This is a genomic window from Flavobacterium sp. (genome assembly GCF_035456225.1).
Lineage (GTDB): Bacteria > Bacteroidota > Bacteroidia > Flavobacteriales > Flavobacteriaceae > Flavobacterium.
The window spans coordinates 15,850-30,685 of record NZ_DATIDM010000010.1 but is presented as its reverse complement, the minus strand read 5'-3'; the positions used below and the strand labels follow the sequence as shown (position 1 = coordinate 30,685).

The 14,836-nt window shown below is 36.1% G+C and carries 11 protein-coding genes; 3 read left to right on the top strand and 8 right to left on the bottom strand.

Annotation, left to right across the window (positions count from 1 at the left end):
* Positions 1–445: 445 nt before the first annotated feature.
* The 3 genes from VLB74_RS00580 to VLB74_RS00570 all read left to right on the top strand — a co-directional run bounded on the left by VLB74_RS00580 (position 446) and on the right by VLB74_RS00570 (position 3,970).
* Positions 446–1,312: a DMT family transporter gene (locus VLB74_RS00580; RefSeq protein ID WP_325201529.1), complete on the top strand. Its 867-nt coding sequence runs from the start codon at positions 446–448 to the stop codon at positions 1,310–1,312.
* Positions 1,313–1,441: 129 nt separating this feature from the next.
* On the top strand, positions 1,442–3,361 hold the full coding sequence (locus tag VLB74_RS00575; protein WP_325201528.1) for a DUF294 nucleotidyltransferase-like domain-containing protein: 1,920 nt from the start codon (positions 1,442–1,444) through the stop codon (positions 3,359–3,361).
* A gap of 3 nt (positions 3,362–3,364) precedes the next feature.
* On the top strand, positions 3,365–3,970 hold the full coding sequence (locus VLB74_RS00570) for a 3'-5' exonuclease (protein ID WP_325201527.1): 606 nt from the start codon (positions 3,365–3,367) through the stop codon (positions 3,968–3,970).
* 33 nt (positions 3,971–4,003) lie between these two features.
* On the opposite strand, the gene acs is transcribed toward VLB74_RS00570, so the two are convergent.
* The 8 genes from acs to VLB74_RS00530 all read right to left on the bottom strand — a co-directional run bounded on the left by acs (position 4,004) and on the right by VLB74_RS00530 (position 14,712).
* Complete coding sequence (gene acs / locus VLB74_RS00565) at positions 4,004–5,932, bottom strand: acetate--CoA ligase (protein WP_325201530.1); 1,929 nt, start codon at positions 5,930–5,932, stop codon at positions 4,004–4,006.
* Between the two features lie 2 nt (positions 5,933–5,934).
* Complete coding sequence (locus VLB74_RS00560) at positions 5,935–7,830, bottom strand: AMP-binding protein (protein ID WP_325201526.1); 1,896 nt, start codon at positions 7,828–7,830, stop codon at positions 5,935–5,937.
* A 10-nt stretch (positions 7,831–7,840) separates the two neighbouring features.
* On the bottom strand, positions 7,841–8,212 hold the full coding sequence (locus tag VLB74_RS00555) for a response regulator transcription factor (RefSeq protein WP_325201525.1): 372 nt from the start codon (positions 8,210–8,212) through the stop codon (positions 7,841–7,843).
* Positions 8,209–10,899 (bottom strand): sensor histidine kinase, encoded by a 2,691-nt coding sequence (locus VLB74_RS00550; RefSeq protein WP_325201524.1) that lies wholly within the window; start codon positions 10,897–10,899, stop codon positions 8,209–8,211. Before VLB74_RS00550 ends, VLB74_RS00555 begins: the two co-directional genes overlap by 4 nt.
* 245 nt (positions 10,900–11,144) lie before the next feature.
* A complete protein-coding gene (locus VLB74_RS00545; protein WP_325201523.1) occupies positions 11,145–11,360 on the bottom strand; it encodes a DUF6814 family protein in 216 nt (71 codons plus the stop codon).
* Between the two features lie 12 nt (positions 11,361–11,372).
* Entirely contained in the window at positions 11,373–12,911 is a 1,539-nt protein-coding gene (locus VLB74_RS00540; RefSeq protein WP_325201522.1) for an MFS transporter, read from the bottom strand.
* Between the two features lie 49 nt (positions 12,912–12,960).
* Entirely contained in the window at positions 12,961–14,199 is a 1,239-nt protein-coding gene (locus VLB74_RS00535; protein ID WP_325201521.1) for a hypothetical protein, read from the bottom strand.
* A gap of 93 nt (positions 14,200–14,292) precedes the next feature.
* Positions 14,293–14,712 carry a transposase-like zinc-binding domain-containing protein gene (locus VLB74_RS00530; RefSeq protein ID WP_325201520.1) on the bottom strand — a complete coding sequence of 140 codons (420 nt, stop codon included), beginning with the start codon at positions 14,710–14,712 and terminating at the stop codon, positions 14,293–14,295.
* Positions 14,713–14,836 lie beyond the last annotated feature (124 nt).

Below are 14,836 nucleotides of genomic sequence, written 5' to 3'. Positions count from 1 at the left end.
TTTAATTCCAGAATCGTCAAATTTCGACGAAGTGATTTTTTTTATCGATAAAATACACGTTTTTTAAGAAGTTTTTACACATTTTTAAAAACTATTAATAATAATGATAAACTGTATATAATTTGTTTGAAAAAAAATTACATAATATTCATTTGAAAAATTCAAACCATAATTTCTTCAGAATAATAAAAGTGAGCAATGCTTCACAATAGATTATACAATTTTCATAAGCTTTTTTTAAAGAGTATAAGCCTGCAGGATATTGGTTCCGTATAATTACGATAAAACAATTAATAATGCATTATATAATGATTAGTTCTTTCAAAATCGACATATATCATTTGAACTATAATATACATTATGTAAAATAGAAAATTTAATTATACGCATTAAAGTTATTAGTAAAACTGATTACATTTGCTAGTACCATAAATTCCCCTATCCAATGATCTATATACTTTTAAGTATTTGTTGCAGTGTATCCGTTGCTGTACTCCTTAAAATTGCACGCCGTTACGAAATAAATATTCAACAAAGTATTAATTGGAATTATTTGGCCGCATTATTATTGAGTTATTTTTTATTTGTGCCGGATTTTAAAATTTTAGATAATTCAGTTCCCTGGAAATTCTACTTACCATTATCCATATTATTGCCAACAATATTTCTTCTTTTAGCAGCATCAGTAAAAAATATCGGAATTATAAAAACCGAAATCGCTCAACGCTTGTCTTTGTTTATTCCGATACTGGCATCGTATTTCATTTTCCACGAAACTATCAGCTTATTAAAATGTATTGGACTTGCGATTGGTTTTACAGCCATATTTTTAACGCTGAACAAAAAATCGGAATCGTCTTCAGAAAATAAGAGCTGGATTTTCCCTTTGCTTGTTTTAATCGGATTCGGAATAATCGACGTTCTGTTCAAACAAATTGCGCTTTATAAGGAAATTCCGTTTACCACGTCTTTGTTTTTTATTTTTATCGGAGCTTTCTGCATCAGTTCTTTGATGACGGTTTATTCCTGTCTGTTTCAAAATCGAAAATTAACCCGAATGAATTTTATCTTCGGTATGGTACTCGGTATTTTTAATTTTGGTAATATATTTTTCTACTTAAAAGCCCATAAAGCATTGACAGAGAATCCATCAACAGTATTTGCCGCCATGAATTTCGGTGTAATCTGTTTGGGAACTTTTATCGGAATCATCGCTTTTAATGAAAAGCTGTCTAAAATGAACTACTTCGGGATTGCCTGTGCATTACTGGCAGTCATTATGATAACAATTTCACAACTTTATGCTTATTAAAGTTTAACAACCACCCTTTTGAAGTTTACTAATTTTTAGTATATTTAGGGAATTATTATCCGTTATACTATAATCGATTTCTTACATCTTATGAGCTTGGAAATGAGTTAGTAACTATTATAATTTAATATGAGAAACCCAATTGCAGAGCGAATTGCCGACTTTTTAAAGCATTATCCACCGTTTACCAGCTTACAGTATCAGGAGTTGGTAACCATTTCCGAACAGGTTAAAGTGATTTATTTGGAAAGAAATCAGATACTGTTTAAAATCGGCGACCCTACGCATGATTCATTTTATGTAGTAGCTTCCGGAGCTATTGGCCTCTCTGTGATTTCCGATGCCGAAGAAACCTTGATTGACAAATGTGATGAGGGTGATATACTCGGATTGCGCCCGTTTTTTGCCAAGAACAATTATCTGATGACGGCAAAATCAAGGGAAGATTCCATTATTTATGCGATTCCTATTGAAGTTTTCAAGCCGTATGTAACCGGCAACAGCAATGTATTAAGCTTTCTTTTAGAGAGTTTTGCTTCGAATACAAGAAATCCTTACGATAAAGACCATCGCGGAAAATTAATTTCTGAAAACGTATTGTTTAACGAACAAACTGCCACAGATATTCAATATTTCCAACCTATTAAATATACTAAAAAACCAATCACTGCAAGTCCTAACGATGTGGTTAAATATATAGCCCAAACAATGGCTAACAGACAGATTGGAAGTGTAATCATTCAGGAAAACCAAATGCCAATCGGAATTGTAACCGATTATGATTTAACCTCAAAAATTGCCACAGGACTCCATCCTATTGATGTGACGGTTGACAAAATAATGACAGTGCCTGTTGTAACTGTTCCCGAAGATATTTCGATTGCCGAAGCACAAATGATGATGCTCAAGCACAATGTTCCCTATTTATGCGTAACCCGAGACGGAACTGAAAAAAGTACTATTTCAGGAATCATTTCCGAACATCATGTTGTTGCTGCGCAGGCGAATAATCCTGGTGTGCTTTTGAAACAGATAAAACGCGCCGAAAAATCAAAAGACCTTAAGGTTGTGCGTGATAAATTAACGGATCTTATTCAAAATTCAATCGACAAAAATATACCGATTTCCCATATTACCAATGTGGCTTCTGAAATTACCATCGCAATCACCAAAAGAGCCATCACCATGGCCATTGAAAAAGAAGGCCCCCCTCCTGTTCGTTTTGCATGGTTTAATTTAGGTAGTCAAGGAAGAAAGGAACAGCTTTTATTAACCGATGTAAATAATTCATTGATATTCGAAGATGTACCCGCTGACCAATATGATAAGGTTCAAAAATACTTCTTGAGATTAGCGGAACGTGTTTTGGATACCTTTGAAAAAACAGGTTACGAAAAAAGCGAACAAGGCCTGAATGCCAATAACGAGCTTTGGTGTAAGTCATTGACAGACTGGATAAAACAATACAATACTTGGATTAATACTCCAGGTGAAAAAGGAATACATAGAAGTTCCATTTTCTTTGATTACAACTTTATATACGGTGATCCATTTTTAGAAAAAGCATTAACGGAGGAAATTTTTTCCAAAGCTGCCAACAATCAGTTATTTTATGCTTTTTTGGCTACCGATGCAATCAAAAAACCTGCTCCATTGGGATTCTTCCGCCAGTTTTTAGTAGAGCAGGACGAAGAACATAAAGATACTTTTGATATTAAAAACAGAGCTATATCTCCCCTTGTAGATGCTGCCCGGGTTTTTGCCATCAGTAAAGGTATTACCGGAATTACCAATACGTATCAGCGTTTCAAAAAACTGGCAGATTTGGAACCTCAAAATGCCGATTTATATTTAGAATGCGCTGAAGCGTTCCATACACTTCACTGGTTCCGAACTGAAGATGGCTTAAAAAATGATTCCAACGGAAGTTATGTCAATATAGAAGAACTGACTAAAGTTGATAAGGTAAAACTCAAAAACTGTTTCCAGCCTATCAACGAAATTCAGGATTTAATCAAAAACCGTTTTCAATTAACTTATTTTACATAAACTATGCTGGATTGGTTAAAAGGCAAAGGTGATCCGACATTTTGGAAAGAATACTTGGGTAATTTTGAAAAGGATGATCCCAATCTTCCGACGCGTTATGTAATCTTTGATTGTGAACGAACAGGTTTGGACTGGAAGCATGACACAATTCTATCCATCGGATGCATCGGTGTTACAAATGATCAAATTGAAATAAAGGATTTTTTTGAAATTTTCATCGAAAATAAAAATGAGAAACATCAAAATGAAGCTGTTGAAAAACTCTTCAAAACACATTCTCATGAATCAGTTTCCGAATTAGAAGCTATAATGCAATTTTTGGGTCATATTAAAAACGGAACGCTTGTAGGTCACAATACGAATTTAGATATTGAAATGATCAATCAGGCTTTAAAACGAATGAACCTCGGTAAGCTAAAAAACAACATACTGGATATCAACGTAATGTATCAACGTTTTAAAAACCTTCCGGAAGACGAGCACCATACGTTGGAAGAATTGTGTGATCTGTTTAAAATCAGAAAAAGCCATCGTCACACTGCTTCAAATGATGCTTACATCACGGCACTTCTGTTTTTAAAGCTTAAAAAGAAACTGAAAATGAAGTAATAAAAAAGCCCTGAAATTCAGGGCTTTTTCTTTTTAGATTTTATTGTCTTTAATTTCATCTATAATTTCAGGGTTCAACAATGTTGATGTGTCTCCAAAATTAGAAAAATCACCTTCAGCAATCTTACGTAAAATACGTCGCATAATTTTACCCGAACGCGTTTTCGGTAAACCACTCACAAACTGAATCTTATCCAATTTGGCAATTGGCCCAATATGACTTGCAACATGCTCGTTAATTTCTCTCGTTAAATTATCACGATCACGATATTCACCGGTTTCTTTAAGAATAATGTATCCGTAAAGCGCATTACCTTTAATGTCGTGAGGGAAACCAACAATTGCCGATTCAGCAACAGCTGGATGTTCGTTAATAGCATCTTCTATCGGAGCTGTTCCTAAATTATGTCCGGATACAATAACCACATCATCTACCCTTCCGGTAATTCTATAATAACCCACTTCGTCGCGTAATGCGCCATCCCCTGTAAAATATTTTCCTGGAAATGCCGAAAAATAAGTGTCTTTATAACGCTGATGATCTCCCCAAATGGTTCTTGCCATCGATGGCCATGGAAATTTAATACACAAACTTCCATCTACCTGATTACCTTCAATTTCGTTTCGCAATTCATCCATTAAAACCGGTTGGATTCCCGGTAACGGTAATGTAGCATAAGTTGGCTTGGTGGGTGTTACAAAAGGAATAGGCGAAATCATGATACTTCCGGTTTCAGTTTGCCACCAGGTATCCACAATCGGACATTTTTTCTTACCTACATGGTCGTTGTACCAATGCCACGCTTCTTCATTGATAGGCTCACCAACAGAACCTATTATTTTAAGCGAATCAAGATTATACTTGTCTACCCAGTCAATACTTTCCTTTGCCAAAGAACGAATTGCCGTTGGTGCTGTATAGAATTGTGTAACTTTATGTTTATCAATAACTTCCCAAAAACGACCGAAGTCCGGATAAGTAGGAATCCCTTCAAAAATAACAGTCGTGGCACCATTTAATAGTGGTCCGTATAAAATATAGGAATGTCCGGTGATCCAGCCAATATCAGCCGTACACCAGAAGACATCATTATCTTCGTGGTTGAAAATATTTTTAAAACTATAAGCCGTTTGCACCATATAACCCGCAGTGGTATGAAGCATTCCTTTTGGTTTTCCGGTTGACCCCGATGTGTAAAGTATAAACAACGGATCTTCCGCATCCATGATTTCAGCCACATTATTTGAAATTGTAGCATCCAAAAGGGGTTGTAGCCAAAAATCTCTTCCCACTTTCATATTTACATCCGTATTCGTACGTTTTACCACTAAAACTTTTTCTACAGTTGGGCATTTTTCAATGGCTTCATCGATAATCCCTTTTAAATCGATGGTTTTATTTCCACGGTAACCACCATCCGAAGTAATCACCATTTTAGATTCGCAGTCCGTAACTCGGGAGATTACCGCAGATGCTGAAAATCCGGCAAAAATCACTGAATGTATTGCCCCTATCCTTGCGCAGGCTAATATAGCTACTGCCAATTCCGGTATCATTGGTAAATAAATACTAACCCTATCCCCTTTTTTGATTCCCTGCTCTCGAAGAACATTTGCCATTCTTGATACACGGTTATATAATTCGTTATAAGAAATGTACTGCGCTTTTTCGTTTGGATCGTTTGGTTCAAAAATTATGGCTGTTTTGTCGCCCCGCTTTGCCAAATGCCTGTCGATACAGTTTTTAGTAATATTTACTTTTCCGTTTACAAACCATTTCACATCTGCTTCACCCATGTTGAAATCAACCACTTTATCCCAAGCCTGATACCATATAAAATTTTCTTCGGCTATCTTCCCCCAGAATTTACGAGGTTCACGAATGGATTTTTTATAATGCTTGAAATATTCTTCCAGATTTTTAATTTTATAATAACTCATATTCTTGTTTGTTTTATTTATTTTTATTTGAATGCCCCTATTTTATAATCGCTTAAAACGGTCGTTATTTCGTCAATAATAGTTTCATCATCAATGGTAGACGGAATCTGATAGGAATCACCGTCAACAATACTCCGCATCAGTTTTCTGAGAATTTTTCCCGAACGTGTTTTCGGTAAACGATTCATCACAATAACATTTCGCAAAGAAGCTACTGCCCCTATTTGTTCTCTGACCAAATGCACAATTTCATGTTCCAATTGAAAACTTTCCATAGCATCACCCGATTTAACCACTACCAAGGCTAATGGAATCTGACCTTTTAACGCATCATTGATTCCAATCACCGCACATTCGGCTATTGAGTTGTGAGATGCTACAATTTCTTCCATTTCTGCGGTAGACAATCGGTGGCCGGCTACATTTATGACATCGTCAACTCGTCCGGTAATAAAGACATAACCGTCATTATCAATAAATCCACCATCACCAGAGAAATAATACCCCGGAAATCTGGTAAGATAACCCGCTTTGAAACGTTCATCGTCATACCATAAACCCAACATGGTTCCCGGAGGCAACGGTAATTTAATAACTACATATCCTTCTTCATTCGGACCTAATTCCTGGCCGTTTTCACCAAAAATACGGATATCATAACCTGAAACCGGTTTCCCTGATGAACCTGGCTTTATTGGTAAATATTCTACTCCCATCATATTGGCAATCATCGGCCATCCGGATTCAGTTTGCCACCAATGGTCTATTACCGGAATCGGAATATGTTCGCGGTACCATTCCAAAGTAGCCACATCACAGCGCTCTCCGGCAAGGAATTGCGTTCGTAAAGAACTTAAATCATATTGTTTGATAAATTCACCGTTCGGATCTTCTTTTTTAATGGCTCTGATTGCTGTTGGTGCTGTAAACATTACACTTACCCTGTGTTCTGAAATGACTCTCCAAAAAGTGGATGCATCCGGAGTTTTTACAGGTTTTCCTTCGAATATTATAGAAGTATTTCGATTGAACAACGGTCCGTAAATTGTATAACTGTGTCCGACAGCCCAACCAATATCGGAAGCTGCCCAGAAAACTTCATCTTCTTTAACTCCATAAATGTACTGCATCGAAAATTTTAGTGCCGTGGCATGTCCGCCGGTATCTCTAACAATCCCTTTTGGTTTTCCAGTAGTTCCCGAAGTATACAAAATATACAACGGATGAGTAGAACTTACCGGAACACAATCGGTTTCTTCAGAGCCATACACCAAAGCGTCATAATCAATATCGTATTTTTTAAACGGAATCCTTGCTCCCAATTTTCTGTTGAAAATCACCACATTATCCGGCTTGTGTTCAGCTAAAGCTATAGCTTCATCTACCAGAGGCTTATAGGCAATTAAGCGATCGATTTCAATTCCGGAAGAAGCTGTTATAATTACTTTTGGTTTGCAATCGTCAATTCGTATTGCCAACTCATGCGGCGCAAATCCACCGAAAACAACCGAATGAGTAACTCCAATTCGGGCACATGCCAACATCGCAAAAGCAGCCTGCGGAATCATCGGCATGTAAATTACCGCTGTATCCCCTTTAGTTAAACCTAATGAAAGTAAACCTCCGGCCAATTTTGCCACTTCGGTCTTCACTTCATTAAATGTAAATTTGTTTATTGATTGCGTTACAGGCGAATCATGAATAAAGGCAATTTTATCGCCGTGACCGTCATTAATATGTTTGTCTAAAGCCAAATAGCAAGCGTTCAGTTCGCCGTCGTTAAGCCATAATGGATAATTGTTCGTGTCTTCAGACAAAATTGTTTCCGGTTTTACAAACCAATCCAAAGCATCAGCTTGTTTTTTCCAGAAATCTTCCTTGTTTTCTATACTTTCTTTATAAAAATCTAAATAATTCATAGTTTGTTGTTTAATCTGATACTAGTAGGTCATTAACCTGCTCCATTAATTTTTTTACGGAAAATGGTTTCAACATATAGGCATCTGCACCCAGAGATAGCCCTTTTTCAATATCACTTTCTTTATTTTTTGCCGATAAAAAAATGACTTTACAATGTTGTAACCGTTCATCTTTTTTGATTTGATCTAACGTGGCATAACCATCTACCAAGGGCATCATGATATCCAGAATAATGATATCCGGTAATTGTATTTTCAGAATATCTAACGCTTCCTGACCGTCGCGTGCGATGAATACTTCAAAATTGTTTTTTTTGAAAGTGTATTCCAATGACATTACAATATTGGGCTCATCATCTACTATTAAAATTTTTTTACTCATGTTGTGGTGTTGTATTTTGGCAAAGTGAAAAATAAAACGGCACCTTCTTTTGAATTTTCGGCCCAAATTTTTCCTTTGTGATGTTCTATTATCTGCTTACAGATGGCCAATCCTAATCCGCTTCCAATTGGTTTTTTAATATTTTGATTTTTAGACTGGTAAAACTTATCAAATATCATTTCCAAATCCTGTTCTCCAATACCTTTCCCATTATCGCCTATTGATGTTATAATCTCTTTTTCGTTTTCCGTTATGATAATTTCAATTTTCCCGTTTTCTTCGGGACAAAACTTAATTGCGTTTGAAAGTAAATTAGTTACAACCTGTGTAATTCTGTCATAATCAAAATAGGTATAAATTTCGGTACTTTTATCAAAAACAACTTCAATATTTTTATTTTTAATCAACTGTTGCATCGGTTTGATTGCTTTGCTGATCGTTTGAATAAGGTTGTTTTTCGACAAAGTGATTTTCTGTTTTCCTGTTTCAAATTTCTCTAAATCCAAAATTTTATCAATCAAACGGTTCAAACGATCCGATTCCGAAATTATATTCTGCAAAAACTGTTTTCTTATTTCGTCAGGAACATCATCATCGTCATGCAAAATCTCACTGGCTGCTTTAATTGCAGTTATTGGCGTTCGGAGTTCGTGCGTAACCGTATCTAAAAACTCATCTTTTTGTTTGTCTTTTTCTATCAATTGTGCATTGGCCTCCTGTAACTTACCGGTTATAGCCTTTAATTCGTTAGACGTTTCTGTTAGTTTTTTATTGATGATGATATTCTCCTTGGATTCTTCCAGGATATTCAGTACCTCTTTCAGTGAAATTTTATCTTCCTTCACCACACTGGAAATCAAAATTCTGGCAGAAGCAGTACCGATATGACCGGTTAACAGATTTTCGGCAAACTTGATCAAACGTGCATCGGCAAGTTCCTTTTTATCTAAATTGTATTTCAGATGGAACAAATTCAATGCTCTTTTCGTCCTTTCTTCTCCCAAAAAACGAACTAATACTTCCTGAATATCAGAAGTATACGCCGTTCCCTTCCAAACAAATGCATTTTCGTGCATTGTTATGTATTTGTCTATATCCACAAACATCTCGGCGTAATTTCGTTCCCGATAGTTCCCTTTAAAACTTACGGAGATCCCGAAATACGTCATAGCATTAAAGAACAAACTCCAAAAAAAAGCATGTGCAATGGGTGACAAATAGTCCAATCCGAACAATTCAAAAGGTTTCAGCAGGGAGATTCCGAAAAGTCCTTCGGAAATTAAAGTGCTTTCAGAATTTGTCATGCCGATCGAATACGGAACCAAAAGCGTATAGATGCAAATCAAAAATCCAATTATAATTCCGGTTACCGCTCCTTTTAACGAGCCTCTTCGCCAAAGCAATGCTCCAAAAAAAGACGGTGCCAATTGTGCAATCACCACAAAAGAAACCAATCCAATGGAAAATAAATTGTAATCCAGAACAACAAAACGGTAAATGATATAAGACAGGATAATTAGTGAAAAAATACCGATTTTACGGATATTCACGATTCGTTTATTGTTTTTATCCTGTTGCTCACTTTGCAGGCTTCCCAAAAAACCATATGGAATTAAAAGGTTGTTACTGAGCATTGTTGACAATCCTATGGAGGAAACAACAATCATTGAAATTGCTGCTGAAAATCCGCCCAGAAAAACCAAAACCGTAATAAGTTCATTTCCTATCAATTTAGGGATTAACAATGAATAATTATCAGCATTTACATTTTGCCCGTCAAACAGAATATTACCACCCCAGGCAATCGGATACACAAAAAGATTAAACAACAACAAGTACAACGGAAACAACCAAATGGCTGTTTTAATGTGATTTTCTCTGTTATTTTCGATTACCGACATCTGAAACTGACGCGGCAAAAGAAAAATCGCAAACAAAGACAGCACACATAGAAAGAACCAATTTAATGCTTCCGAAACACCACCAATAGCGTTTTTTTGCTGAAAGCCTTCCAAAACTTTTGCTTTCGAATAAACATCATCAAAGCCATCAAAAACAAAGAACGTAACATAAATTCCCAGTAAAAGGAAAAAAAACAATTTCAACACCGATTCCAGTGCAACAGCGGTAACAATCCCTCTTCTTTTTTCGGAAGCATCCACATAACGGGTTCCGTAATACGAAGCGAAAAGTGCCAAAGCAATGGCAACATAAGTCGTAGTATCAGTAAAAATATTAGAACTGAATGTTGTATTGGTTACTATATGAAATGTTTCCGAAATCGCTTTCAGCTGCAATGCGATATAAGGCAGAATTCCAAAAACACAAACCAGCGTAACGACAGCACCCAAAAAACGACTGTTTCCGTAACGAAGTGAAATGAAATCGGCAATGCTCGAAATCTTGTTCACCCTTGAAATTCGGATGATTTTTTTCAGAATGATTACCCAAGCCGGAATTATTATAATCGGACCTAAATACACCGTTAAATAACTCAATCCCGACTTTGCTGCCACTCCAATACTGCCATAATATGTCCAAGCTGTACAGTACACCGCTAACGAAAATGTATATACATAAGGATTGTTTGTCCATTTCGTATTGCTCTTTTTCTCGGCCCAATGGGCAATTAGGAAAAGCATCCCCAAATAGAATCCCAATATTAGTATCAGTACAAAACTACTCATGGTATCTGTTTACGATGTATAGGGAAATTAAAATTGAAAAAACACAAACAGAAAAAAAATAAAAATAGATAATAGGAATGCCTGCTAAAGGCTGCGCCGAGTCAAATAACAATACAATGGGCAGGTTAAAGCAAATCAGCAATAACAAGGCTAAAATTATCAATTTCTGTTCGTGACGTCTTTTCATATTTTAAAACTTTAAAGCACTGACAGCAGAACTTTAATATGTTTTCACACTTTATCCTTTATTCCTCGTATTCATCGGTAATGGCATACCATCCGAAAATGGTTAAACCGGTTACAATCATTGGTAAAAGAATGAAAAATACAATTATTCCGAAAACCAAATCTTCCTGTTTGCCGGAAGTTAATTTTCCTCCGAAAATACCGATTGCATAGTAGGCCACAACTATAGCTAATGCAATCCAAACAATACCTAAATATTTTTTTAATGTATTCATAATTTCTCTGTGTTAGTCGTGAAGTGTGTTATTTTTTCTGTCAACGTAAATCATACCTATTATAAAACAAACTGCTGTAATACCAATAGGATACCATAGTCCTTCCAGATAAAACTCTGCATTACCCGCTTCTTTAGCATTGGTTACAAAATAAGTTGAAATCGCCGGAAGCAGTCCTCCGAAAATACCGTTTCCAACATGATACGGCAATGACATCGACGTGTAACGGATTTTAACAGGGAACATTTCGACAAGGAAAGCTGCAATCGGGCCGTATACCATCGTAACAAAAATCACTTGAATGAAAACCATTAAAATTAGGAACCATTTATCGCTGTTGCTGATTGTTTTTGTAATTTTTGTTTCGATTTTCTCTTTCCCTTTATCGTCCAGCATTACTTTTCCGTTTTCAAAATGAATGGTTTTGATTTCCTCCACTTTTGTTCCGTCAGTATATGCTTTAGTTGTAGTGAAAACAGAATCTTTTTTTACGCTATCCAATTCTTTCACAGAAGGAACGACTTTTGTCTGATCAACAATTTCAGTTTTAAAGGCTAAATCAGTTGATGAATACATTGCCCGATAAATAGGTCTGTAACATATAATTGCCAATAACATACCTCCCATCATAATTGCTTTTCGGCCAATCTTATCACTTAACCATCCAAAAACGACAAAGAACGGGGTGCCTAAAATTAAAGCAATACCTAAAAGTGTATCGACTTGGGAAGAATCAATACTTTGAACTGTTTTTAGAAAATTCATCGCATAAAACTGTCCCGTATACCAAACCACTCCCTGCCCCATTGTGGCACCAAACAATGCTAAAAGTACGAATTTTAAGTTATATTTATTTCCGAAACTTTCTTTTAGTGGGTTTGTACTTGTTTTTCCTTCCGATTTTGCTTTTGCGAATACAGGCGATTCGTGCATATTTTTTCGGATAAGGAAAGAAACATAAACCATTATGATCGAAACCCAGAACGGCACACGCCAGCCCCATTCATCAAAGGCTTCCTTGGACAATACTGATTTTGTTAACAAAATAACCACTAATGATATGAACAATCCGACAGTCGCAGTGGTTTGAATCCAGGACGTCCAATATCCTTTTTGATGTTTTGGAGCATGTTCTGCCACGTAAGTTGCCGCACCGCCATATTCACCACCCAAAGCTAATCCCTGAAGCAATCGAAGGACTAAAACCAAAACCGGAGCCATAAATCCGATGGTTTCATAACTTGGGATACATCCAATAACAAAAGTAGCTCCACCCATTAACATTAGTGTTACCATGAAAGTGTATTTTCTTCCGATTAAATCACCCAAACGGCCAAAGAATAATGCTCCGAACGGACGAACCACGAATCCAGCGGCAAATGTTGCTAATGTTGATAAAAACGCTGCTGTCGGGTTGTCGGAAGGGAAAAATTTAGTCGATAAAACAACGGCTAAACTTCCGAAGATATAGAAGTCGTACCACTCAATCATCGTTCCCATTGAGGAGGCGGAAATTACTTTCCATATGCCTTTTGTAGATTTGTTGCTCATAATTTACAGTTTTATTTGGTTTTGTTTATTTGTTGGTTTTGTTTATTTCTTACAGATAAATCATAGCCTGAAGCGTTACTGTTCCTACAGCATCACTGTTTGCATATTTTAAATTACTGTATTCTAAAGACAATTTAGAATGGTGACCGCTGAAAAACAAGTTACCGCCAATTCCATACTGACTCGCATTATCGTTTAGTGCGTCAATTTGTCTGTCGCTGAACAATATATATGGCTGCAGTTTTGTTTTGGTTTTCATCGGAATCAGATACCCTACATGACCGTAAATCATAGAACCGGTTTCATAAGTGGTTCCGAAAGTGTAATTTTTTCCGTAATCATTGCTCTGGTACAATCCGTAAGCTGTAATTGCACCTCCTTTTTTTCCAATTGGCGCATCATAAAAAGCGTCTAATCCGAATATTTTCACATCTTCACCTTTTAAATTGCCATCCAAATCAGCCACCACAGAACCTTTCGGATGAACGTGAAATCCTGCTCCTACATTAAATATTTTTTTGCTTCCCAAATAACTTCCCACTTTGTAAGGTAAAAAATTACTTTCATTATCAAGAAAATTATATTCAAAATATCCGGCATAAGTTTTTCCAGCTTCCTTGGACCCTAATAAACGTTTCCCTGCATAAACAGCATTGCCGCCGTTAACCGGAACGGAAGCAACCTCCAGATTATTTGTTAAAGCGTCATTGATAGCCACACGGTATTGCAGTTTATTGAAAGCTCCTTTGGCAAAAATCCCCATACTTCTGCCAAATTGGTCCGATAAACCTAAAGTCGCCCAAGTTTGACGGTGATTGTCAAGTGTCAGCATATTTAAAGTACTGCTGTTGTTCAAACGAGAAATCCCGTTGAAATAATGCAATCCACCACCCAAGGCGTGATTTTTATTTAAATTATACTGAACATAGGCATCGTGTAAAAACAACTGTGCATTATTGTTTGTTCCTGTAGGACTCATGTTGTCGGCATTAAGACTGTTCAAGCCAAAATGTGTCACAATTAAAAAATTCTGGTTTAATTGAGCATAAATCAACATTCTTGCTCTGCGGATCGAAAAGGTCAAATCTTCCTGCTCATTACCATTTGCATCTAATGGTTTATCAGGATTATGCTGTGCCCAAAATTGAGCCCAGGTGATTAATCGAAAATACTTTGTGCCGTCTTCGTTGATATTCACTTTCAAGCCTCCTCCATATTCTTGGGAACCTTGAGCCATTCCGCAAATAGAAATAATAAGCGCAGCAGCGGTTAATACAATTCGTTTCATGTTTTTTAGATTTAGGACTGTTTGTTGGTCCAATATTCAGAAAACGATACGAAAAAGCATTAATCATATATATATAATTGTAAATTACTATAGCTAATCTTTAAAACGCTCCCATTTTATAAGCATAAATTTATCGCCAAGTTCCGTAATAATCATACCGGCACCAGACAACTGCGACTTGTTTTTCAAATACTCCACAAGCTCTAAATGGCTAAAAATCTTGTAAGTAGGATGGTAATCGGCATGGGAAGGTTTTTTAACATTGAATTCTTTAATCCAATTACTGACGGTAACATGGGAAACCCCTATAATCCGCTCTATTTCTCTAAAACTCAACCCTTCAAGATACAACTGCAACGCTTTGGTTACATAGTAATTATCTATTTTTTTTCCTAGCTTATTTACCGTAAAATAATAATTGCATTTCTTGCACAAATACCTTTGTCTATTGGCTATAATACCACTTTTTACTATTTTTTCACTACCGCATTTCGGACAGGCTGCTAATTCCATGTATATAAATTTTGTATAAATATAGTAATTTAGCAACAATTTGAAAACGGATATCGTAAAAATTATAGATAAAATTTACATTATCCTTAAAAGATCTTTAATTTTTTTATTGATATACAAATTC

Coding starts and splice junctions, on each gene's coding strand:
- VLB74_RS00580 (WP_325201529.1), top strand. CDS start 446: ATGATCTATATACTTTTAAGTATTTGTTGCAGTGTATCCGTTGCTGTA.
- VLB74_RS00575 (WP_325201528.1), top strand. CDS start 1,442: ATGAGAAACCCAATTGCAGAGCGAATTGCCGACTTTTTAAAGCATTAT.
- VLB74_RS00570 (WP_325201527.1), top strand. CDS start 3,365: ATGCTGGATTGGTTAAAAGGCAAAGGTGATCCGACATTTTGGAAAGAA.
- VLB74_RS00560 (WP_325201526.1), bottom strand. CDS start 7,830: ATGAATTATTTAGATTTTTATAAAGAAAGTATAGAAAACAAGGAAGAT.
- VLB74_RS00555 (WP_325201525.1), bottom strand. CDS start 8,212: ATGAGTAAAAAAATTTTAATAGTAGATGATGAGCCCAATATTGTAATG.
- VLB74_RS00550 (WP_325201524.1), bottom strand. CDS start 10,899: ATGAGTAGTTTTGTACTGATACTAATATTGGGATTCTATTTGGGGATG.
- VLB74_RS00545 (WP_325201523.1), bottom strand. CDS start 11,360: ATGAATACATTAAAAAAATATTTAGGTATTGTTTGGATTGCATTAGCT.
- VLB74_RS00540 (WP_325201522.1), bottom strand. CDS start 12,911: ATGAGCAACAAATCTACAAAAGGCATATGGAAAGTAATTTCCGCCTCC.
- VLB74_RS00535 (WP_325201521.1), bottom strand. CDS start 14,199: ATGAAACGAATTGTATTAACCGCTGCTGCGCTTATTATTTCTATTTGC.
- VLB74_RS00530 (WP_325201520.1), bottom strand. CDS start 14,712: ATGGAATTAGCAGCCTGTCCGAAATGCGGTAGTGAAAAAATAGTAAAA.